This is a genomic window from Xanthomarina gelatinilytica, from assembly GCF_000348685.1.
Lineage (GTDB): Bacteria > Bacteroidota > Bacteroidia > Flavobacteriales > Flavobacteriaceae > Xanthomarina > Xanthomarina gelatinilytica.
Map to the genome: position 1 here is coordinate 12,784 of NZ_ANLA01000015.1, position 22,830 is coordinate 35,613.

General features: G+C 35.5%; 20 protein-coding genes. 13 read left to right on the plus strand and 7 right to left on the minus strand.

Annotation, left to right across the window (positions count from 1 at the left end; all coding sequences use genetic code 11):
• Positions 1–42: 42 nt before the first annotated feature.
• The 4 genes from D778_RS09455 to D778_RS09470 form a co-directional block, all read right to left on the minus strand.
• Entirely contained in the window at positions 43–1,500 is a 1,458-nt protein-coding gene (locus D778_RS09455; RefSeq protein ID WP_007650059.1) for a T9SS type A sorting domain-containing protein, read from the minus strand.
• A gap of 21 nt (positions 1,501–1,521) precedes the next feature.
• On the minus strand, positions 1,522–2,625 hold the full coding sequence (locus D778_RS09460; protein WP_007650061.1) for a right-handed parallel beta-helix repeat-containing protein: 1,104 nt from the start codon (positions 2,623–2,625) through the stop codon (positions 1,522–1,524).
• Positions 2,626–2,722: 97 nt separating this feature from the next.
• Entirely contained in the window at positions 2,723–3,088 is a 366-nt protein-coding gene (gene crcB, locus D778_RS09465) for a fluoride efflux transporter CrcB (protein WP_007650063.1), read from the minus strand.
• Positions 3,089–3,097: 9 nt separating this feature from the next.
• Positions 3,098–4,135, minus strand: coding sequence for an SRPBCC family protein (locus tag D778_RS09470; RefSeq protein WP_007650065.1), 1,038 nt, complete (start codon positions 4,133–4,135; stop codon positions 3,098–3,100).
• 91 nt (positions 4,136–4,226) lie between these two features.
• Here D778_RS09470 and D778_RS09475 point away from each other — a divergent pair, with 91 nt between their 5' ends.
• Complete coding sequence (locus D778_RS09475; protein ID WP_007650067.1) at positions 4,227–6,266, plus strand: dipeptidyl-peptidase 3 family protein; 2,040 nt, start codon at positions 4,227–4,229, stop codon at positions 6,264–6,266.
• A gap of 226 nt (positions 6,267–6,492) precedes the next feature.
• Here D778_RS09475 and D778_RS14200 read toward each other — a convergent pair whose 3' ends face one another.
• Positions 6,493–9,888, minus strand: coding sequence for a M36 family metallopeptidase (locus tag D778_RS14200; RefSeq protein ID WP_155949933.1), 3,396 nt, complete (start codon positions 9,886–9,888; stop codon positions 6,493–6,495).
• 445 nt (positions 9,889–10,333) lie between these two features.
• Between D778_RS14200 and D778_RS09490 the strand changes: the two genes are divergently transcribed.
• On the plus strand, positions 10,334–10,723 hold the full coding sequence (locus tag D778_RS09490; RefSeq protein WP_007650070.1) for a pyrophosphohydrolase domain-containing protein: 390 nt from the start codon (positions 10,334–10,336) through the stop codon (positions 10,721–10,723).
• A gap of 71 nt (positions 10,724–10,794) precedes the next feature.
• Here the strand turns inward: D778_RS09490 and D778_RS09495 are convergent, their stop codons facing one another.
• Positions 10,795–11,865, minus strand: a complete 1,071-nt coding sequence (locus D778_RS09495; protein ID WP_040492126.1) for a branched-chain amino acid aminotransferase — start codon at positions 11,863–11,865, stop codon at positions 10,795–10,797.
• Positions 11,866–11,978: 113 nt separating this feature from the next.
• On the opposite strand from D778_RS09495, the gene D778_RS09500 reads away from it, so the two are divergent.
• From D778_RS09500 to D778_RS09515, 4 genes are all read left to right on the plus strand, one after another.
• Complete coding sequence (locus D778_RS09500) at positions 11,979–12,494, plus strand: DUF4920 domain-containing protein (RefSeq protein ID WP_007650073.1); 516 nt, start codon at positions 11,979–11,981, stop codon at positions 12,492–12,494.
• Positions 12,495–12,953 (plus strand): hypothetical protein, encoded by a 459-nt coding sequence (locus D778_RS09505; protein ID WP_007650075.1) that lies wholly within the window; start codon positions 12,495–12,497, stop codon positions 12,951–12,953.
• Between the two features lie 2 nt (positions 12,954–12,955).
• On the plus strand, positions 12,956–13,654 hold the full coding sequence (gene mnmC2 / locus D778_RS09510; RefSeq protein ID WP_007650077.1) for a tRNA (5-methylaminomethyl-2-thiouridine)(34)-methyltransferase MnmC2: 699 nt from the start codon (positions 12,956–12,958) through the stop codon (positions 13,652–13,654).
• Between the two features lie 161 nt (positions 13,655–13,815).
• Complete coding sequence (locus tag D778_RS09515) at positions 13,816–14,718, plus strand: TIGR01777 family oxidoreductase (RefSeq protein ID WP_007650078.1); 903 nt, start codon at positions 13,816–13,818, stop codon at positions 14,716–14,718.
• Between the two features lie 52 nt (positions 14,719–14,770).
• Here the strand turns inward: D778_RS09515 and D778_RS09520 are convergent, their stop codons facing one another.
• Positions 14,771–15,427, minus strand: a complete 657-nt coding sequence (locus D778_RS09520) for a YceI family protein (RefSeq protein ID WP_007650079.1) — start codon at positions 15,425–15,427, stop codon at positions 14,771–14,773.
• 162 nt (positions 15,428–15,589) lie between these two features.
• Here D778_RS09520 and D778_RS09525 point away from each other — a divergent pair, with 162 nt between their 5' ends.
• The 7 genes from D778_RS09525 (at position 15,590) to D778_RS09555 (ending at position 22,761) form a co-directional block, all read left to right on the plus strand.
• On the plus strand, positions 15,590–16,138 hold the full coding sequence (locus D778_RS09525) for a nucleotide exchange factor GrpE (protein ID WP_007650080.1): 549 nt from the start codon (positions 15,590–15,592) through the stop codon (positions 16,136–16,138).
• A gap of 4 nt (positions 16,139–16,142) precedes the next feature.
• Positions 16,143–17,270 carry a molecular chaperone DnaJ gene (gene dnaJ, locus D778_RS09530; protein WP_007650081.1) on the plus strand — a complete coding sequence of 376 codons (1,128 nt, stop codon included), beginning with the start codon at positions 16,143–16,145 and terminating at the stop codon, positions 17,268–17,270.
• Positions 17,271–17,553: 283 nt separating this feature from the next.
• Complete coding sequence (locus D778_RS09535; RefSeq protein WP_007650082.1) at positions 17,554–18,480, plus strand: ABC transporter ATP-binding protein; 927 nt, start codon at positions 17,554–17,556, stop codon at positions 18,478–18,480.
• 1 nt (position 18,481) lies between these two features.
• Positions 18,482–19,795 carry an ABC transporter permease gene (locus tag D778_RS09540; protein ID WP_007650083.1) on the plus strand — a complete coding sequence of 438 codons (1,314 nt, stop codon included), beginning with the start codon at positions 18,482–18,484 and terminating at the stop codon, positions 19,793–19,795.
• 6 nt (positions 19,796–19,801) lie between these two features.
• Positions 19,802–20,689, plus strand: coding sequence for a mechanosensitive ion channel family protein (locus D778_RS09545; protein WP_007650084.1), 888 nt, complete (start codon positions 19,802–19,804; stop codon positions 20,687–20,689).
• Between the two features lie 3 nt (positions 20,690–20,692).
• Positions 20,693–21,856 carry a sigma-54-dependent transcriptional regulator gene (locus D778_RS09550; RefSeq protein WP_007650085.1) on the plus strand — a complete coding sequence of 388 codons (1,164 nt, stop codon included), beginning with the start codon at positions 20,693–20,695 and terminating at the stop codon, positions 21,854–21,856.
• A gap of 23 nt (positions 21,857–21,879) precedes the next feature.
• Complete coding sequence (locus tag D778_RS09555; RefSeq protein WP_007650086.1) at positions 21,880–22,761, plus strand: PPK2 family polyphosphate kinase; 882 nt, start codon at positions 21,880–21,882, stop codon at positions 22,759–22,761.
• Positions 22,762–22,830: the final 69 nt, after the last annotated feature.

Genomic DNA, 22,830 nt, shown 5'->3' on the forward strand with positions numbered 1-22,830 from the left:
AATATCTTGATTAGACGCTTTAATTAACTAGCTAACTAAAACTTAATTTTTAATAATCCGTTTGGACAGATTGCCATTCTGGGTTTGTATTTGCAGTAAATATACGCCTTGTTGTAAATTGGACAGGTTTATTTTTTCCACTGGATTATTTAATTGCATCACAACTTTCCCATTAAGGTCAATGATTCCTATAGATTTTATTTGAATATGATAAGGTGTTTTTATGTTTACATAATCTGATGTAGGAATAGGAAATATACGTATTTCAGAAAGATCATCTGAATCGATTCCTAAAGTCCCATCTATTTCAAACAGTTTCCTATCATATAAAGACCAAGATCCATCTGCATTTAAAACACGAATGTGTAAATAATGATCTCCTTGTGCTAAACTTGCAGAGGTAGATATGGTTAGGTTTTCATCTAAATTATCTCCGGAGACAGAGAGTGCTGTGGCACTGCCAAATCCAGGATCTATGTCAATAAAATATTCAGCAGCTACAATAGATGCGTTATTGAAAAACATAGGTGTTCTTACAGAAAATACTGTATGTGTGTAAACACTGTAGTTGCCAGCAGTGTTACCAACACGTATAAATAATCTGTGGCTTCCTGTAGGTAAACCTGTTGTAGGAATAGCAAGATTTTGGTCTACGGTTTCAGTATCAGTAATAGTCACTTGATTGCCTAAACCTATACCAGGATCAGTGTCAAAATAATATTCTATGCTGTTAATATCAGCTATATTAATCTCTGCTAATGGTACAACAGAAAATACTATATGGTCGTATAAAGACCATACATCATTTGCATTTTTTACTCTTACAAAGGCTCTATGACTACCTTGCGGTAATGTGTTTGTAAGAAATGCCAAATTCTCATCCAAGGTTTCGCCTGTAGGTATTGTAATTGCTGTTGCATTTCCAGTTCCTGGATCAGTACCAAAATAGTATTCAGCAGCTGTAATATCATAATTGTTAAATACAGCAGGACTATGGTTAATGCTAAAAGCTACATTGTCATATGCGCCATAAGTTCCATCGCTATTTTTTGCTCTAATGAATAATTTATGACTACCAGAACTTAAAGCAGCTGTTGGAATATTGAACGATTGGTCAATAGTCTCCATAGCAGCTACAGATAATTGTGTGCCGTTGCCAATACCAGGATCTGTATCAACATAATATTCAAAACCATCAATGTTTGCTGTGTTAAACGTTGCATTAGCTGCTTTAACACTGAAGCTTTGAGAATAGTAATAGCTAGTGCTGCCATCATCTTTTACAGCGCGTACAAATAGCTTGTGGTTGCCAGCAGATAATCCTGTTGTAGGAATACTGAAGTTTTGATTAAGTACTTCAGCATCTGGGTCAATATCTATACTTGTGCCATTGCCAATACCTGGATCGGTGTCAAAGTAATATTCTATTTCAGAAATATCACCTTGAGCAAACGATAGGTAAGCGGTAAGCAAAAAAGTTATGTGAATAAGTCGTTTCATAATCAGTTTATTTTTTGATTATTAATTAGACTTATTAGCATTTGCCTTTACGTTTACGTTGATGTTTTCACCAGCTTCAATTAAGTTGTTGCTGATAGTAAAGCTTGTTAAGTATGGTAATTCGGTTGGGTAACCACGCATATCAAAATCGTAATCGCCATTGAAAATACCTATGTCGTTTCCGTCAGAACCAGCGTTAAGCCCAACTGAACTTGGAGAAAGCGTGAAATCATCTTCAGGAGCCATATCAAAAGCCGATGATGCTACACTGGTAAAAAATGGATTTTGGTTGTCAAAATTACCTGTTCCAGGCATTGCTAGTGAAAGTGTACCACCAGTTGACATGTAGCTAATAGAGTTGTTAAGAGTTAGTGTTCTACCTGTAGTTGGTGTAAATAAAGTGTTTATTCCGTTTGAGATAAATATATTATTGAAAGCAGTTACATCACCAGTCATGTTTGGGAAAATATTTGTGTTTCCCCACGTATGGTTTATTCTAACAACGTTATTGTTAAAAATGGTTGTGTCGTTAAAGTATCGTAAGGCGTAACTAGCAGTTGCATTACCGTTTAATAATGTAATGTGGTTATTAGTAATTACGGTGTTTATACATTTTGTTGGGTCTGCATGAAGTGTGATACCGTAATTAATGATATTCCCTCTAATAATCCAGTTGTTGTTGGTAGTGGTATGGCCAGCATTTGTAGAGCCCACAAAAATAGTTTGGTTAACAAAGTTATCTTCAATAATAATATTATCAGATGTAGATGTGCTTGAGTTGTAAGTGATGTAAGTACTGATGTAAAACCCACTAATTTTAATGTTATCAGCATCAATTCTTACACTTGATAATTCGGTTCTTCTACCATCATTTAGTTCCGGTGCATAACCAGAACCAAAAAGAGTGATTTCTTTGTTGATAGTAACAGCTCCATAACTTATTAAAGACGGCTGTACGTAAATAATGTCTCCGTTATTTGCGGCAGCAATTGCATCGGTAATGTTGTTAAACATATGAGCAGGAGATGTGTCAATAACAGGGTCGTTATCAACAATAAGAATGTTTTGAGCTTGGGTGTAGCTTATAATAAATAAGGCTACAAGGCATAATAAATTTTTCATCATAACTAGGTTTTATTGATTTATGTTTCAAAACTCCTAATTATTTGAAAGCCAAAACATACGCAGAATGTCGTATATTTTATGAAAAATTGGTGATTTTTTATTTTACAAGAAACATCCCTAAGAAAACGGCAAGAAAGCCAACTGCAAAACTAGTTATAGTATAAATAGCAAAGCTGGTAAAGTCTCCAGCTTTTAAAAAGATATGGTTTTCATAAGCAAAAGCAGAAAAAGTGGTAAAACCACCACAAAACCCAGTGGCCAGTAACAAGGTGTGGTTTTGGGAAATAGAGTTGTTTTTTGCTGCAAGCCCTAAAATAATCCCAATCAATAAACTCCCAAGAATGTTGGCGATAAAAGTGCCATAAGGAATGCCAGTTTGGTAACTGTTTAAATATTTCCCTAGAATATATCTTAAAACACTACCAATACCACCACCAATAAATACCAGGAGAAGTTGTTTCATGTTACAGATTTATTGTAAAGCTTCTTGTTCTTTAACAGCAATGTAGATTTCAGTAATCCAATTGGCTGGATTTGCTGTTTTTGTTGGGTCTGTAACATAAACCTCCAGCATTGGACCTTGTTCTGTATACTCATAACCATTCTTTGGAATATAATCCATAGTAATTTGCCAAGCTTCTTTTAAATGATTGTAATTTCCTTTAAGCGTTGTTTTTATAGCTTTAAATGGTTCCAATTGTCCCGTTAGGATGTCGCTTTCAGTTGTAATTACTTGAGCAGTGGTTGGTACACAACTTGAAAACATGACCGAATTATTTGGTTCATCCCATTTATGATACAGAATAAAAGGAGGTCCTGCTGTGGTAATGTTGTTCTCCAATGCATATGATTTGACCTTGGACAACATGTCCTGCATAACGGTTTCAAAATTATCCATTTTAGTGGATGTTGTATTGTAAAGATAGAAACCTCCACCATGTTGGGCCATACCATCCACTTTAATCGAATATACCTTCATGGATGCTGTTACAGTACTATCCAGTTTTTCAAGACCTCTTTCAAAATCTGGGCCAATCATATTATCAAAACCTCCAGAAAAAAGAGCATAGGCTTTAAATATGAATGGAATTTTATCAGAGTTCATTTTCCATGTTACTTCTGTCTTTCCTTGTTCTAAAGGAGTAAAATCCCAATGTACCTTAGATGGTTCAAAATCCCCAAATTGTAATTCCTGATCTATAGAAGTATGCTCAGTAGTGGCTAAAGTTTTCATCTTGCCCTTACCATCTTTGTCCACCCAAGAATAGGATCCTCCAATACCTTTGGTTTGTTCTCCCAAAGTGATTACGGTTTCAGGATCTTTTTCAACCCAGGAGGACCAAGCCTCCCAGTTTTTAAAATCTATCACGTTATTGTAAATAACTTCGGCAGGAGCATGTATGGTCCTACTTCGTTTAACTTCAAAAGAGTTAGGCTGTACAGCTATATAAATGGTAAAACCTATAATTAAAATTAAAATTAAAAACAGGATATATTTTAGTGCTTTCATGGAAGGTTAGATAAATGTTTTTCAAAGATAATCAATTTTATACTATCCTAATATATGTTACATTTGCAGGAGAACAATTAAAATAATAAACATGAAAGTTACATATGTATTGAGTTTTGCTTTAGCCTTTGCTGCTTTGGTATCTTGTAATGAAGATAAAAAGGAGCCTGTTTTAGAGGTTACAGAAGTTAAAGAAGAAAAAACCTTCGATTATAATGTTGAGCAGTTTGCCGATATTAAAATATTGCGCTACCAAATTCCTGGATGGGATAATTTAACCTTAAAAGAACAAAAACTGGTTTATTATTTAACCCAAGCAGGTTTAGCAGGTAGAGATATTATTTGGGACCAGAATTACAGACACAATTTAAAGATTAGAAAGGCTTTGGAAACTGTGTATGCTAATTACTCTGGAGACAAAACATCTGAAGAATGGAAAGCTTTTGAAACTTATTTAAAGCGTGTTTGGTTCAGTAACGGAATTCATCATCATTATTCAAATGACAAGTTGAAACCGGAATTCTCACAGGAGTATTTAAAATCGTTAATGGCAGAAACCAATGCATCATTGGAGGAGGACGCTTTTAACGTTATTTTTAACGAGGTAGATTCCAAAAAGGTAAATCAAGCCAAAGGAGTGGATAACGTGGCACTTTCGGCTGTTAATTTTTATGGACCAAATGTTACCAATGCCGATGTTATAAATTTTTATAAAAACAAAAAATCCCCTAATCCAGACAAACCATTATCTTATGGATTGAACTCCAAATTAGTGAAGGAAAATGGTGAGTTAAAAGAGTTGGTTTATAAATCTGGTGGCCTGTATGGTTCTGCCATAGACGAGATTATAAAATGGTTGGAATTGGCTCAAGACGTAGCTGAAAATAAAGCCCAAGGCGATGCTATTGGTTTATTGATAGAATACTATAAAACAGGAAACCTACAAACTTGGGACGACTATAATGTAGCTTGGACAGCAGCAACAGAAGGTAACGTAGATTATATAAACAGTTTTATTGAGGTTTATAACGATCCGTTAGGTTACAGAGGATCTTACGAAACCATTGTTCAGGTAAATGATTTTGACATGTCCCAAAAAATGAAAGTACTATCCGATAATGCACAATGGTTTGAGGACAATGCACCATTAATGGATGCTCATAAAAAGAAAAATGTGGTAGGTGTTACATACAAGGTTGTAAACGTTGCTGGCGAAGCTGGAGACGCTTCCCCTAGCACGCCAATAGGTGTTAATTTGCCAAATGCCAACTGGATTCGTGCAGCTGTTGGTAGTAAATCGGTTTCTTTGGGAAATATTATTGAAGCCTATAATAATGCAGGAAGTTCAGACCGTTTAAAAGAATTTGTAAACGACGAAGAAGAGTTACAATTGGAAGAACAATACGGACAATTGGCAGATAAATTGCACACAGCTTTACATGAAGTTATTGGGCATGCTTCTGGACAATTAAACCCAGGAGTTGGAGAGACCAAAGAAACTTTAAAAAATTACGCCTCTACGTTAGAAGAAGGTCGTGCAGACTTGGTAGGACTATATTACCTATACAATCCTAAATTACAAGAATTGGGATTGGTGGACGATTGGAAAGCAGTAGGGAAAGCAGCTTACGATGGTTATATTAGAAATGGGTTGATGACCCAATTAATCCGATTGAACTTAGGAGACGATGTAGAAGAAGCTCATATGAGAAACAGACAATGGGTAAGTGCATGGGTTTATGAAAAAGGTAAAGCCGATAATGTGATAGAAAAAATAACACGAGACGGAAAAACGTATTTCAATATTAACGATTATGATAAGTTACACGAGTTGTTTGGGCAGTTATTAAAAGAAACTCAGCGTATCAAGTCTGAAGGCGATTATAAAGCTGTTGAAACGTTAGTTGAAACTTATGGTGTAAAAGTAGACCAAGACCTTCATGCCGAAGTTTTAGAAAGAAACAAACAGTTTACGTCTGCACCATACAGTGGTTTTGTAAACCCAGTTCTGGTTCCAGAAATGGATGCCAATGGTGAAATTACAGCTATAAAAGTAACGCAACCAGAATCTTTTCCTGGGCAGATGTTAGATTACAGTAAGCATTATAGTTTCCTTCCAGAGGTAAATTAATAGGAAAATTATTAATATAAAAAGCCTTAATGTTTTTGCATTAAGGCTTTTTTTTGAGTTTCTATTGTTAAAACTTTCAAACCTATTTATTATTTATTGACACTGAATTTTAAAAGAATAAAATTTATGGCAAGTAATAATACGAGTATTAGAAACGTGTTCATGTTTATGGTTTTATGATACATCTAAAAAATTATAAATTGTCATCATTAATTTGTGGGTTAATTTAATTTTTAACAAAACGTTTTATCACTGTTTTATTTTCAGTTTGAATCTTTAAAAGATACATTCCTTCTGAAAGATTGGTTACATCTATCCTGTTTGATGGTTTTTCAATATACATGATTTGTTTTCCCAACAAATCAAACATAACAATTGAGTCAATAATTAAGTCTGTTGATATATTTAAAGTCGCCTCAGTAGGAACCGGATAAATGGATATGTTGCTATCTGTTTCTTCAAAATGTTCACTGGTTAAAGTACTATCAATAACTTCTACGTTAACAGAAACTGTATCTTCATTTCCAGAGCTATCCGTAACCGTAAGAACTACGGGATAATCTCCAACAGCAGTAAAGGTGTTTATATCTATACTTAAAGTGAAATCACAATTATCCGTTGAGCCATTATCAACATCATCTGCTGTAATACTTACAGAACCATTGCCTGCCAAATCTACCGTAATGTCTTGTCCATTAGCTGTTGGATTTAAATTGTCAATTACATTTACTATTGCAATTCCAGTAGTTGAAGCTCCAGCATTGTTGGCGGATGATACGTCCACATTGTTGGAGCCTAAATCCATACAGGAAAAGTTAACGGTTATAGCTAATGGGTTTCCACCAGTAACTGTAGTTACACCACAATCCACAGAGTTGCTAAACAATAAATCTTCGGCATTTATAGTGGCATTTCCAGTAGCATCCAGAACCACGTCAAGAGGTGTTGAAAGCACTTCGTAATTAAAGGTTATTCCCCAAGAATTTAAGGTTCCACCATCTGCACTAACACTATCCGATACCGTAATAACCCAATCTCCTTGCGTGTTTTCACCGTCAAAAACAGATAAAGGGTTTTGTGGTATAAAGTTGCCAAATATAGCTGGTTCGGTAGTGGCACATTCTGTTTCTATAGGATTGATTGCTTCATCATCAAAAGTTGCCAATATATTATTTCCACTACAACCGTAGGTTGATGCTGGAACACCTGGACGATCATAAATAACAGCAGAGGTTCCATTTGGTGATGTAATGGTTATGGTTACATCGCCAACCCAAGAGTGAGTGATGTCTATATCCACGTTTAAATCTGTAATCACAACATTCGAAGCGACAGACATAATAGCTGTGTCGCCTGTTGGACTTCCATCAGGAATAACCATATAAGGACTGTCTGATTGTGACTCTGTAAATGTAATTAAACCACCTCCTCGTGTTATTATTTCCGGAGGATTATTGGTGACATTTATTTGGTCTAAAAGCGTAATTGGTGTTCCCAGACAAAAGTCCGTTACATTATAATTTATATCCACCAAACTTTCTCCTGCTACATTAGGATCAAAAGTAAATGTCAATCCATTTCCATCGTCTGTTACACCTAATCCACTGTACACCCCTCCAGTAGGCAATCCTCCAGAAAGGCCTGTTTGTAAGCCATCAGACAAACAAATCTCTTCAACAGTATTTAAACTTGAAAAATTAGGTGGTAAATCAAAAGCTTCGGTGCCATCACCTCTATCTGTTGATGAGCCTTGGCTGGCACTATAGCCTAAACCTCTTTTTGCAAAAGCATCCCAAATTAAACATTGGTATGCGCCACCATATAAAGCTTGGTCTGCTGCTAAAATGGCATCACGACCATCTACAAAACCTGGGCTGCAGGGTTGTAGTATTAGGGCCTGTGTTACTAGATTTAATGCAATATTATTTCCACCTGTACCATTGTAAAAATCGGGGTCAAATCCTTGGTCGTCAATTAAATTCCATGTCATTTCCCATAACATGGCAGCCCAAACAGAGCCAACTCCATGAGGAACGGCTTCTGTTTTAATATCGTCGTACGTATGTGGGTTTGTAGCGAGCAACGTGCTATATGGATAGGTTCTTATTCCTGGTCCATTGGCAGTTTCGCCAATTAGCCAAGTTCCCATGCCTCGAGAGTCTGTCCCAGTATCAGTAAATGTCATGGTTAAAAGCAACGCATAAAAATCACTCCAGCCTTCTCCCATTTGTTCATTGTTTTGAAGGCACAATGAGTTTGCTGGGCCTCCAGTTAGCCTTGTAGAGATGCCATGTCCATATTCATGTACAATTACAGCATTATCCAAATCGCCATCCCTTGAACCACAAACATACATTCGCATTCTTGGTCTAAAGCCGTCAACTGGTGTTGAAAAATTGGCATTGCATGATCCAGCGCCACTTTGCGCATGTGCATTAACAGAATCGCTTCCCAAGCCTCCATTGCCATAGTTGTTTTCTTGAAAATTTCCAGCAGCTTCATCCAATCCATATTGATAGGCCACATCATGAATAATGTTGTTCCAATAAAACAAATTGGTAACTACGGCATCATCTGATTGTTCTCCAGGCGAATACACAGGGTTTATCGGGAAATCGAAAATTAGGTTTCCACCAGGACTATAGGTATACCTATCGTCTGGTAAATCGTTATTGTCGTCTTCATCAAAAGCACTCACATTATTTCCTCTTGTGTTGGTATATTCGGCACCTTCAATCCCATCAATATCATGCCAGCCATAAGGCGATGCAGTCAAGTTTTCAGGATTTGTCACTAAACTTCTGCCACCATGATTTGGAGACTCCGTAGGCATGGCGTATACATTGTAACTTGCTGCAGGAGCAAAAGGAATGGCAGGGAAATAATAGTTTTGAGATGTGTTACTATATTCAATGTCTTGAACAGGACCTATAAAATTTGAAGTGTTTTTAGTAGGATTACTAGGTGCGTGTTCTTCATGGTTGCCTAAAATGTTACAATAGGATGTTAGGTTGTCTTTGTCTATAATGGTACCGGAAACAGCATCTACGCGAAAATTCCACCAATCTGATGAATTGTTTTCAGCAATTGAAAGTTCCCAAACTATCGTGGTTCCAATATTTTCCCTGAAATAATACATAAGTTTAATAGGTATGTTTTCAGAAGAAATCCCAGCTTTATTAAAGATGGCTTGTTTGTTTTTCCCTTGTTCTTGCTTGATTATTTCAAGGTTACCTAAAGGATAATTCATTTGATTGGCAACCGAAACAATAGCTTGACTTGCATTTAAGGCAACCGATTTATTTGTAATGGTTGATTGGATGTTTTCCAAAAAATTATTGTGAGATAAAATTACAGTTCCAGAAGCATCAAAATGAATACTGGATTCTGTGCCTTGAACCTCTATGCCATCAACAGCTTGTCTTAAGTAAACATGTCTAATACCAGTTTTTTTGCTAACATAATCATTAGTAATTACGTAAGAGTTGTTTTTCTGTTTAATCAAAGTTTCTAAGGAAATGCCAGTTTTTTTGTTGGAAATTCTTTGATTGGGTTTTTGTTGGGCAAATAGACCATTTGTAAGCATACAAACAATCAGAAGCATTCGGATAGAATTTTTCATGTGTGATAAAATTAGATTAATAGCGTTTTAAAGATACATTAATTATTTAATTGTCAGATAAATAATATATATAACAACAAATCGTAACTAAATATTAATGTCATCAATAAAAGTCTATAAAAAAAGAAACCAAAAGGTTAACACCTCTTTAAAATAAACAGTTAAAATAAATAAGATTAGGGTGTTTATTTAAAAAACCACTTGATGGAGGCAATAAAAACAATGAAGGATATAAAGGCAACCAGTATCCAAATGCTCCCTTTGTAATAACGTTTATGAAGTTTTAGGTCGTGCCTGTAGGTATAGAAGACAACGATTATAAAAGCAATAGCAAATAAAATTCCAAAAACCCATTGACCATTTGTAAACATATCCTTAATTTTAGGCAAAAATACGAAAACATCTTTATAAGATTTCCATTTTTGGAAATGAAATCCATATTTCTATGAAAGATAAACTAGAAGCAGTTAAAGCATTTCATACAGCTTTTAAAATAGGACATCGTGAAACACCAAAAGCCCATTTGGGTATGGAAAAAAACATGTTACGCTATAAGTTGATGCGAGAGGAAAACGAAGAATATTTAGAAGCAGCCAATAATAACGATTTGGTAGAAGTGGCAGATGCTTTGGGCGACATGCTTTACATTTTGTGTGGCACGATAATAGAGCATGGATTACAATATAAAATTGAAGAAGTTTTTGATGAGATACAACGTAGCAATATGAGCAAGTTGAGTGAAAATGGAGAGCCTATTTATCGTGAGGACGGCAAAGTCCTAAAAGGACCAAACTACTTTAAACCCAATATCTCAGAAATTTTAGGGAAAGAATAAATAAGGTAAAAACAAGGGATGGATTTCTGAATGTTTAAACTGCATAAATTCAGTTTACTCATAATGCAGAGTTATTTCACCTCATGTCTCCAACCGTGTTTGTCTTCAGAAAGATTGTGTTGAATGTCCTGTAATTGCTTTTTAAACTTGCTGGCGTAAGAGTTTTCAAGATCAGGAATTTCAAAGACTTCATTTCCATGTTCAAAAGCAGAAATCGGACTTACCACAGCAGCAGTACCAGCACCAAAAATTTCCTTTAAACTACCATTTCTTGCAGCTTCCTTAATTTCGGTTACAGGAACACGTCTTATTTCCACGGTTACACCATTGTCCTCTGCCAATTGGATGATGCTTTTTCTTGTAATTCCATCTAAAATCCTATCGCTTGTAGGAGCAGTAACCAAACGGTCATCAATCCTAAAAAAGATATTCATGGTTCCGGCTTCTTCTAGATATTCGTGTGTATGTGCATCAGTCCAAATTATTTGCTGATAGCCTTTTTCTTGAGCTAGAGAAGTAGGGTAAAACTGTGCAGCATAATTTCCGGAAGCTTTAGCAAAACCAACACCTCCATCTGCAGAACGGCTGTATTTTTCAGCAAACAACACGCGAACTTTACCAGAATAATAAGCCTTTGCTGGAGAGCAAATAATCATAAATCTGTAGGTGCTAGCTGGAGAGGCCGATATGGCTGGCTCAGTGGCAATTACAAAGGGCCTAATATACAAGGAGTTTCCAATACCAGGTTGTATCCATTCCTTATCCATTTTCAATAAGGTTTCCAAACCAGCAAAAAAATAGTCTTTCGGAAATTCAGGCATAGCCAGTCTAGCCGAAGATATATTTATACGTTTATGGTTGGCTTCTGGTCTAAATAACCAAATTTTCCCAGCATTGTCTTTATAAGCTTTCATGCCTTCAAATACGGCTTGACCATAATGAAAAACTCTAGCTGAAGGTTCAAAAGTCATGGCCTGATAAGGCATGATTTTAGGTTGTTGCCATTTGCCGTCAATAAAATCGCAAACAAACATGTGATCTGTAAAAGTTCTTCCAAAGGCTAGGTTTTCAAAATCGACATTTTCAATCTTAGAAGTTTCAGATTTTTGGATGTCAAGGTTGGTATTTAAAGAATTTATCATGGCTTTTAATTTCAATTGCGAATTTATAAAATTAAACTAGGATAAAAAACCAAAACTTTTTTTAAAAAATACGTATCTTTGACGCTATTCTTAATTAAATTTTTGAAATTATCATGAAGCACCTTTTTACACTTTTGGCTTTAACCTTAGCATTTGTTTCTTGTAAGAACAATACAGAACAAAACACAGAACAAACAGTGAAAACCGAAGAAGTTAAGGAAATAGCTTATGCCTCTTTTGGAGATAAAATTGAAGCTAATGATGCTATAGAAGCCAAATTAATGGCAGACACTTATAAGGATTTAACTGTAGGGGACAGTATTTCCACAAAAATGGTTGCTAAGGTAGATGAAGTATGCCAAGCCAAAGGTTGCTGGATGAAATTGGATTTAGGCAACAATGAACAGGTTATGGTTAAGTTTAAGGATTACGGGTTTTTTATGCCGAAAAACATTGCTGGAAAAGAAGTTATTATAGATGGAAAAGCTTATGTAAGCGAACTCTCTGTTGAAGAACAACGTCATTATGCCGAAGATGCAGGTAAATCCGAAGAAGAGATAGCTGCAATTACAGAACCTAAGCGCACATATTCTTTTGAAGCCAATGGTGTTTTGCTAAAAGAAGAATAAATGAAAAATTCCTTCTTTGGTATATTAACACTATTACTTTTTTTTGGTTGTAACCTTGCCAAGGAAGAGGTTGTTGCTGAAAAGGAAGAGGTTATTGCTGAAAAAGATGAGGTGGTTTACGATATGTATCAACCATCTGAAATGGCAAACCTCATGAACCAGATGTTTGCAGAAAACCTACAATTGAAAAAAGATATTTTAGCAGGCAAAATACCAACAGAATTCCCATTGGATTTTTTGAAAATCCATACAGCAGAACTTTCAGAATTCAAAAGTAGAAACGAAACATTTCAGAGTTTTTCCAAACTTTTTATAGAAAGTGAAAAAGAAATTTTCAACACAGAGTCCCAAGTTCCCCTAAAGGAACGTTACAACAATACAATCAACCTTTGTATCTCTTGTCACCAAACGGAATGTACTGGACCAATCACTAGAATTCAGAAACTATTAATTAAATAGTTTTGGAACGCAAAATCATCATTACGGGCGATGGGTCAAAAACCATTCAACTTGTAGGATTAAATGAGCATTACCACTCGGTTCATGGCGCTTTGCAAGAAGCAGAACATGTTTTTATTAAACATGGTTTGCTACACGCAATAGACCATTTTTCTACTAAAAATCAACCTATTTCTATTTTGGAGATTGGATTTGGTTCAGGCTTAAATGCGTTAGCAACTTTGGTCGCTTCAGAAAAACACAGCGTTTCCATTGCTTATGTTGGAGTAGAAGCTTATCCGGTTTCCAAAGAAGAAGTTTTGGAGCTGGATTATGCCACTTTGTTTCAAGAGGCAAGATATCAAGATTTAAACAATCAAATACATTTGGTGCCTTGGGGAACCTTTCAAAAAATATCGCCACACTTCAGTTTGTTAAAGCAGCAAAAGATGTTTAAAGACATCACTGATACAAATACACATCACTTAATATATTTTGACGCATTTGGGCCACGTGTCCAACCAGACCTATGGACCGAATCTGTGTTTAAAATAATGTTTGATGCTCTTATGCCATCAGGTGTCTTGGTGACTTATTCAGCCAAAGGGAGTGTGCGTCGAGCCATGCAAGCCGTTGGTTTTACTGTTGAAAAACTTCCTGGACCTCCAGGAAAACGTGAAATGCTTCGTGCTACAAAACAAACAGCGACTCCAAGATTATAATATTTCGGATAAATGCCAAGAGGAAAAAATAGGCTCTATAATTAAGTGTTTATCTAGCCATTTACGTTCATAAACCCTAAACTTTCGTTAAATCTGTTAAACCTTATTTAAAGTGACTGCTATAGCATTGGTAAATCTGTATCTTTAAATAAAAATTGACTATGAAAGTTTTAATTACAGGAGCCACAGGATTAGTAGGAAATGCCATTGTAGCTCAATGTAAAAAACATGCTATTTCTGTACATTACTTAACTACCTCAAAGCATAAAATTGAAAATAAAGAACACTATAAAGGGTTTTATTGGAATCCAGCCAATAATGAAATTGATGTGTCGTGCTTTCAAGGGGTCGATGCTATAATAAATTTGGCAGGAGCTCCCATTTCCAATAGGTGGACCTCCTCCTACAAACAAAAAATTATAAACAGTAGGCTGCAAAGTTTACAGCTTTTAAAATCTGCCATAAAGAAAGAAAACATCAAAATCAATCATATAATAACTGCAAGTGCCATTGGCATCTACCCAGATTCTTTAACTAATTATTACGAAGAGAATTATAAAAACACCTCTACAGGGTTTTTAGGGAAAGTGGCCAAGGAATGGGAAGAGGCAGCAGATGCTTTTTCCAATTTAAATATGAAAGTCTCAAAAATTAGAATTGGTTTGGTGTTGGATGCTAAAGAAGGTGCTTTGCCACAAATGGTTAAACCTACCAAATACGGTTTTGGAGCAGCTTTTGGAAGTGGTCTTCAGTGGCAATCCTGGATTCATAAAAAAGATTTGGCCAGAATATTCATTCATGTTTTGGAGAACGGACTGGAAGGTGTTTATAATGGAGTAGCACCAAACCCTGTTACCAATCAAGAATTAACAAAAGCCATTGGGAGAACATTAAATAAACCCTTGTGGTTGCCAAACATTCCCAAGGTTGTCATGAAATTGATCCTAGGGGAAATGCATGTGTTGCTTTTTGAAAGTCAGCGAGTGTGTTCAAAAAAGATCATTGACACTGAATTTGAACATAAGTTTGTTAATCTCAAACCAGCATTGGAAGATTTATTGTAAAAAAAAACCGTTACAAGTGTTGTAACGGTTTTTTTATTTTAGAAAATCATCATTAAGCTTTAGTGGCAGTAATGTTGATTTGTAATTCTATTTCGTCGTTAATAAACTTATCACCTAAATTATCAAAAAATGATTTAGAACCATATTGAACATTCCATTTAGAACGGTCAATGGTAAACGTTTCACTGGTAATGGTTAAAGCGTCGCCATTTTGGTCTACTGTTACAGGAATCTTGATATTGTTAACAGCATCTTTCATTTTTAAGTTTCCAGACAACATGGTTTTACCTTCAACAGTTTCCATTCCAGTCACTTCAAAAGCAGATACAGGGAACTGCTCAACATGGAAAAAGTCAGGACTTTTTAAATGTCCTGTAAGTTTTGCATTGTCCTCTTCTTCTGCAGGAATGTCTTTTACAGTAATGGAATTCATATCAATTAAAAACGTACCACTTTCCAAGGTGTCGTTGTTTAAAGTTACCACACCACTGTCCAAGGCAATGGTTCCGTTATGGGATCCTGTAGGTTTATGACCTGTCCACATTATGGTAGATCTTTCTGTGTCTACTTTATATTTGGTTGAAACATCTGTTGTTTCTGCAGCAACTTCAGCTTCAGTAGTTTCTGCTTCCTTGGCTTTATCTTTACAACTGGTAAAAGCAATTGCCAAAGTTGCTACTGTTAAAACTGTAAGAAATCTTTTTTTCATAATAAGTTATTGTTTTTAGTGTTAAGTAGCAAAAATACATATTTGCCAGATAATATAATCTAAAAAAAATATTAAAATTATTTGGTGACATTTTGACATTTTTACAATAATGGCAGTACTTTTGCCATCTTTAAAAAGTATTTAATATTTACAAGTACAACTATGAGTAAGAATGATGAAAAAACAGATATAACTTCGGATCAAGTTGAAAATCAAACTGAAAATCAAGTTGATGACCAAGTTATGGAACAAGAAGAGTTAAGTAAGGAAGAACAGCTTCAAGAAGAACTGAAACTGGAAAAAGATAAATTTTTACGTTTATTTGCCGAATTTGAAAACTATAAAAGACGTACTGCCAAAGAGCGTATTGAATTGTTTAAAACTGCAAGTCAAGACGTCATGCTATCTTTGCTGCCTATTTTAGATGATTTTGATAGAGCCTATTCCGAAATTTCCAAGACCAAAGAAAAAGAACTTTTAAAAGGCGTGGAGCTTATTAACAGTAAATTAAAGAACACCTTAAAAGGTAAAGGGCTTGAAGAAATAGAGCTAGAGTCAGGAGATGTTTTCAATGCAGATATACATGAGGCGATAACGCAAATTCCTGCACCATCAGACGATTTGAAAGGTAAAATTGTGGATGTGGTTGAAAAAGGATACAAACTAGGCGATAAAATAATTAGATTTCCAAAAGTAGTTATAGGACAATAAACATATGGCAAAACGAGATTATTACGAGATTTTAGGGATTGATAAAAATGCCAGTGCAGCCGAAATAAAAAAGGCATACAGAAAAATGGCCTTAAAATATCATCCTGATAAAAACCCGAACGACAAAGAAGCTGAAACAAAATTTAAAGAAGCAGCAGAAGCCTATGAGGTCTTGAGCAATGCCGATAAAAAAGCGCGCTACGACCAATTTGGGCACCAAGCCTTTGATGGCAATGGTGGCTTTGGTGGTGGAGGCATGAATATGGATGACATATTCAGCCAATTTGGCGATATTTTTGGAGGAGCCTTTGGAGGTGGAGGAGGATTCTCTGGTTTTGGAGGTGGTTTTGGAGGCCAGCAACGTCGTGTAAAAGGTAGTAATTTGCGTATTAGGGTAAAATTAACCTTAGAAGAAATAGCCAATGGTGTTGAGAAAAAAGTGAAAGTAAGACGTAAGGTCCAAGCCAGTGGAACCACCTACAAAACCTGTAGTATGTGTCATGGTTCTGGACAGGTAACACGTATTACAAATACTATTTTAGGACGTATGCAAACTGCAACAACCTGTACAACCTGTGGTGGAGCTGGTCAAACCATTGATAAAAAGCCCGATGGTGCAGATGCTCATGGTTTAATTGTTAAAGAAGAAACTGTTTCCATAAAAATTCCGGCAGGAGTTGTAGATGGAATGCAACTTAAAGTTTCTGGTAAGGGTAACGAAGCTCCTGGAAATGGGGTTTCTGGTGATTTGCTTGTAGCCATCGAAGAAGAAAAGCACGCCACCTTACAACGTGAAGGAGACAATTTGCATTACGATTTGTACATAAGTTTGCCAGATGCTGTTTTAGGGACTTCCAAAGAGATAGATACAGTAACAGGAAAAGTTCGTATTAAAGTAGAAGCAGGAGTGCAATCTGGAAAAATATTGCGTTTAAGAGGGAAGGGGATTCCTAGTATCAATGGATATGGAAAAGGGGATTTATTGGTTCATGTAAACGTATGGACACCAAAAACCTTAAACAAACAACAAAAAGACTTTTTTGAAACCATGAAAGACGATGAACATTTTGCGCCAAAGCCAGAAAGTTCAGACAAATCTTTCTTTGAGAAAGTAAAAGACATGTTTTCTTAAAAAAATATACTTCCACGAATCCCTCTTCAATAGAGGGATTTTTTTTGTTTTAACAACTTATTTGTATCTAAATATCGATAGTTTATTAAAAAACACTATCTTTGAAATATCACTATTTTTAAATAGTGGTTTTTTTCTTTTTCATAGCAATTTTTTCCCATCCTAAAATATTATATATTTCAGGGTGGGTTTTGTTTTTTTAATGGCATTTAAATTATTTCCGTATATTAAGGATTACTTTATGACATTTAATATCTTTACGTATCATAAATAACCAACCTATATGAACAACTTATTAGAAGCACAATCGGTTTCTAAAAAATTTGGCAACTTTACAGCACTTAATCAAGTGTCTATTTCTGTACCTAAAGGAAGTATTTTTGGACTTCTTGGTCCAAATGGGGCAGGTAAAACCACATTAATTCGCATTATCAATCAAATTACCATGCCAGACACAGGGCAGGTGTTTTTAGATGGAGAGCCACTTCAAACACATCATATTAAGGACATAGGCTATTTGCCTGAAGAACGTGGCCTTTATAAATCCATGAAAGTTGGTGAACAAGCCATGTATTTGGCTAGGCTAAAGGGTTTGAGCAAAGCAGAAGCCAAAACCCGATTGAAATATTGGTTTGAGAGATTGGAAATTGGAGATTGGTGGAACAAGAAAATCCAGGAACTTTCCAAGGGAATGGCCCAAAAAATACAATTTATTGTAACGGTTTTACACGAACCAAAGTTGTTGATATTCGATGAGCCTTTTTCTGGCTTCGATCCCATAAACGCCATACTTATTAAAGATGAAATTTTAAGGTTGAGAGACAATGGAGCGACTGTTATTTTTTCAACCCATAGAATGGAATCCGTAGAAGAATTGTGCGATCAAATTGCATTGATTCATCAATCCAATAAAATTCTGGATGGGAAGCTCACAGATATTAAAAAGCAGTTTAAAACCAACACCTTCGAAGTTGGCATCAGAACCTCCAATAATTTGCTGCTGGAAAAAGAACTCTCAGAAAAATTTGTGGTATCGCCTGCAAGTTTTAAAACACTTGGTGACGAATTGATGCTTAATGTAAAACTTTCAGAAAAGGATGTCCCAAATGATTTGTTGAGTTTTTTAACTTCTAAAGGGGAAGTTTCGCATTTTGTTGAGCTAATTCCAAGTGCCAACGATATTTTTATTCAAGCCATAAAGAATAATTAATATGAATCATTTATCATTAATCATAGAAAGAGAATATTTAACCAAGGTTAAAAACAAATCGTTTATAGTCATGACCATTTTAAGTCCAATCATCATGATTGCGCTTATAGCTGTTGTGGCTTATCTTTCTCAAATAAATAACAATAAGCAACGAACCATATCCATTTTGGATCAATCTGGAATTTTAAAGCATTCTTTTACAGACACAGACAACCTGACGTATCATATTTTGGAAAACATGTCTCTGGAAGAAGCCAAGGAACAAGTCCATAAAAATGAGGAATATGGCTTGCTATACATAGAAAATTTTAAGGATATAGATAAGTTGGGCGAACATATCAAGTTTTTTTCAGAAGAATCCCCTTCGTTAACGCTTATGTCTGCCCTGGAAAGCAAACTGGAAAAGCAACTCACAGATTTAAAGTTGGAGTTTGAAGGCGTGGATGTTGAAAAAATTAAAGCTTCCAGAGTACGTGTAAACATAGGTCAAGAAAGTTTTATAGGTGAAAAAACCTCAAAAATAGATAGTGTTGTAAAGCTTATATTTGGTGGTTTGGCAGGATATTTACTGTTTATGTTTATCATTATTTATGGTAATATGATCATGCGAAGCGTGATAGAGGAAAAAACCAGTCGCATCATAGAGATCATTATTTCGTCTGTCAAACCCATCCAGCTTATGTTGGGTAAAATTATTGGAACCTCTTTGGCAGGAATCACCCAGTTTGTAATCTGGATTATTTTGGGAGGTGTTTTAATGACGGTTTTATCCATGGTTTTCGGAATAGATTTTGCACAATCACAAACAGGTCAGCAGGAAATCTTAAATCAAGCCATGCAAAATCCAGATGTCAATACCGAAATCCAAAATGTTATTACAGCTTTTTACAATCTTCCTATTACCAATTTAATTATAGCCTTTATCCTGTTTTTTATTGGAGGCTACTTGTTGTACAGTTCGCTTTATGCAGCCATTGGAGCAGCTGTTGATAACGAAACAGATACCCAACAGTTTTTGCTACCTATTTTAATGCCATTGATATTAGCTGTTTATATTGGCATTTTTACGGTTATAGAAGATCCTCACGGAACCGTTTCAACAGTGTTTTCATTTATTCCTTTTACATCGCCAGTTGTCATGCTTATGCGAATTCCCTTTGGTGTGCCTATTTGGCAGCAATTGGTATCTTTAGCTTTATTGATAGGGACTTTTATTTTTACAGTTTGGTTTGCAGCTAAAATTTATCGTGTGGGTATTTTAATGTATGGAAAAAAACCAAGTTATAAAGAATTACTAAAATGGGTTAAATATTAATCTTACATGCAGAATCATTTAGATGAAATAGAGGAAATAGTGACAGATAGTGGCGCTTGGGAAACGTTTTTGGATTTTTTAAGGACTGTTTTATACGTTAATGAAGATAAAACCATAAAGATAACCATAGGCTTGGTTTTGTTGGTGTTTGTTATTTACATCATCACTACCATTGTTTTAAATTTTTTAAGGCGTATATTTTCCAGAAGGCTGCCAAAAGCAGACAAAGCTAAATTCAATACTGTGTTTTCTTTTGCCAGATGGTTGGTTTACATTATTGTATTATTGATAGTGTTCGATTCTGTAGGTGTGAACGTTACCGCTATTTTTGCTGCATCTGCAGCCCTGTTGATAGGTGTTGGTCTAGCCTTACAAACCTTATTCCAAGATATTATTTCTGGAGTTTTTATATTAATAGACCAAAGTTTGCATGTAGGGGACATTATAGAAATAGAAGATAAAATAGGACGTGTGGAAGAAATAAAACTTCGCACAACCAGAGCCGTTACAATAGATAATAAAGTATTGGTTATACCCAATCACTTATATCTTACAAACAGTTTGTACAATTGGACCCAAAACGATACCTTCACAAGAGAGAGTGTCTCGGTAGGAGTAGCTTATGGCAGCGATGTACAACTGGTAAAGAAGTTATTGTTGGAAGCAGCCAATAAACACCCAGAAGTTTTAAGTCAACCAGAACCAGTGGTTTTGTTCACGGATTTTGGAGACAGCTCATTAAATTTTAAGTTGATTTTTACCTTAAACGATAGTTTTAAGGCCCAGTTCCCATCTAGCGATATTAGGTTTGAAATAGACAGGTTGTTTAGGGAAAATAATGTCAGTATCCCGTTTCCACAAAGAGACATTCATATTATTGAAAAAAAGAATTAAAAGATGCCAAGAATATTAATTATAGAAGACGAAGCAGCCATTAGACGCGTATTGGTTAAAATTCTCTCAGAAGAGAACAACAACTATCAAGTAGAAGAAGCTGAAGATGGCCTTATAGGTATTGAGAAAATTAAAAACGAAGATTTCGATTTGATTTTATGCGATATCAAAATGCCAAAAATGGATGGGGTTGAAGTCTTGGAAGCCGTAAAAAAAATAAAACCTGAAATACCTATTGTCATGATTTCCGGTCATGGCGATTTGGATACAGCTGTTAATACCATGAGATTGGGCGCTTTCGATTATATTTCAAAACCGCCAGACCTAAACCGTTTGTTGAACACTGTCCGTATTGCTCTAAACAGCAAGGAATTGGTTGTGGAAAACAAAATGCTTAAAAAGAAGGTAAGCAAGAACTTTGAAATGATTGGGGAAAGTGAAGCTATTACCAATATTAAAGGCATGATTGATAAAGTGGCTCCTACAGATGCTCGTGTGCTGATTACTGGACCAAATGGAACAGGAAAAGAACTCGTGGCGCATTGGTTGCATCAAAAAAGCGAACGCTCCTCTGGACCTTTAGTTGAAGTCAATTGTGCTGCAATCCCTTCAGAACTCATAGAGAGTGAATTGTTTGGTCATGTAAAAGGTGCTTTTACAAGTGCTGTAAAAGATCGAGCGGGAAAATTTGAAGCAGCTAATGGAGGCACCATCTTTTTGGATGAAATTGGCGATATGAGCCTTTCTGCACAGGCCAAAGTGTTAAGGGCTTTGCAAGAAAGCAGGATTCAGCGTGTAGGAAGCGATAAAGACATTAAAGTGGATGTACGCGTAATAGCTGCAACCAACAAAGACTTAAAAAAAGAGATAGACGAAGGAAAATTTCGCGAAGACCTCTATCATCGTTTGGCAGTTATCTTGATTAAGGTACCACCTTTAAACGATAGACGGGAAGATATTCCATTATTGATTGAGTATTTCTCTGAAAAAATTTCCAACGAACATGGTACGGCAAAAAAATCATTTTCTGAAAAAGCAGTAAAAATGCTTCAGGATTACGATTGGACCGGAAATATTCGTGAACTCAGAAATGTGGTTGAAAGACTTATCATTCTTGGTGAGAAGGAAGTAGGTGAGCAAGACGTGAAACTATTTGCTTCAAAATAAATTGGACTTAAACCCTTTGCAACATGAAACATATAGATAGTGATCAGTTTAAAGTTACCAAACCTATAAAATTAAAAGATGTTAAAACATCTATCGATCTTGACGCGAGCAACAAAAAAATCGAGTCGGAACTAGAGGATATAAGAAAAAAACTGGCCAAGCTCCAAGATACCATGTATGCACATGGTAAATATGCGGTTTTGGTGTGTTTGCAAGGCATGGATACAGCTGGAAAAGACAGTTTGATCCGTGAGGTTTTTAAAGACCTAAATGCTAGAGGTGTTGTGGTACATAGTTTTAAAGTGCCAACTCCATTGGAGCTGAAACACGATTATTTATGGCGACATTATATTGCGCTTCCCGCTAGAGGAAAAGTAGGGGTTTTTAATAGAACACATTATGAAAATGTGTTGGTAACTCGCGTACATCCAGAATATATTTTAGGGGAAAATTTACCAGATGTTACTTCTTTGGATGATATTAACGATACTTTTTGGGATAAACGTTTTGAACAGATAATTAATTTTGAAAAACACATAGCAGAAAACGGCACCATAATTTTTAAATTTTATCTACATCTTTCTAAAGACGAACAAAAAAACCGATTGCTTCGTAGGTTGGAAAAGAAAAACAAAAACTGGAAATTCTCTCCTAACGATTTAAAAGAACGGGAACTCTGGGATGAATATCAAGCATGTTATCAAGATGCCATAAACAGAACATCCAAACCTCATGCGCCTTGGTACGCCATTCCTGCAGACGATAAGCCTACAGCTAGAATTCTTGTGGCTCATATTATATACGAAGCTTTAAAGCAATATAAGGATATTAAAGAACCGGAATTGGATGATGAGGTTAAAGCAAATTTGGAGCTTTATAAAAAACAACTGGAAAGTGAGCAATAAAAAAACCGACTTTTATAATCTGTTTAACAATTTGTTTTTTTAATAACAGTATTTTTATTTTTTAATTTT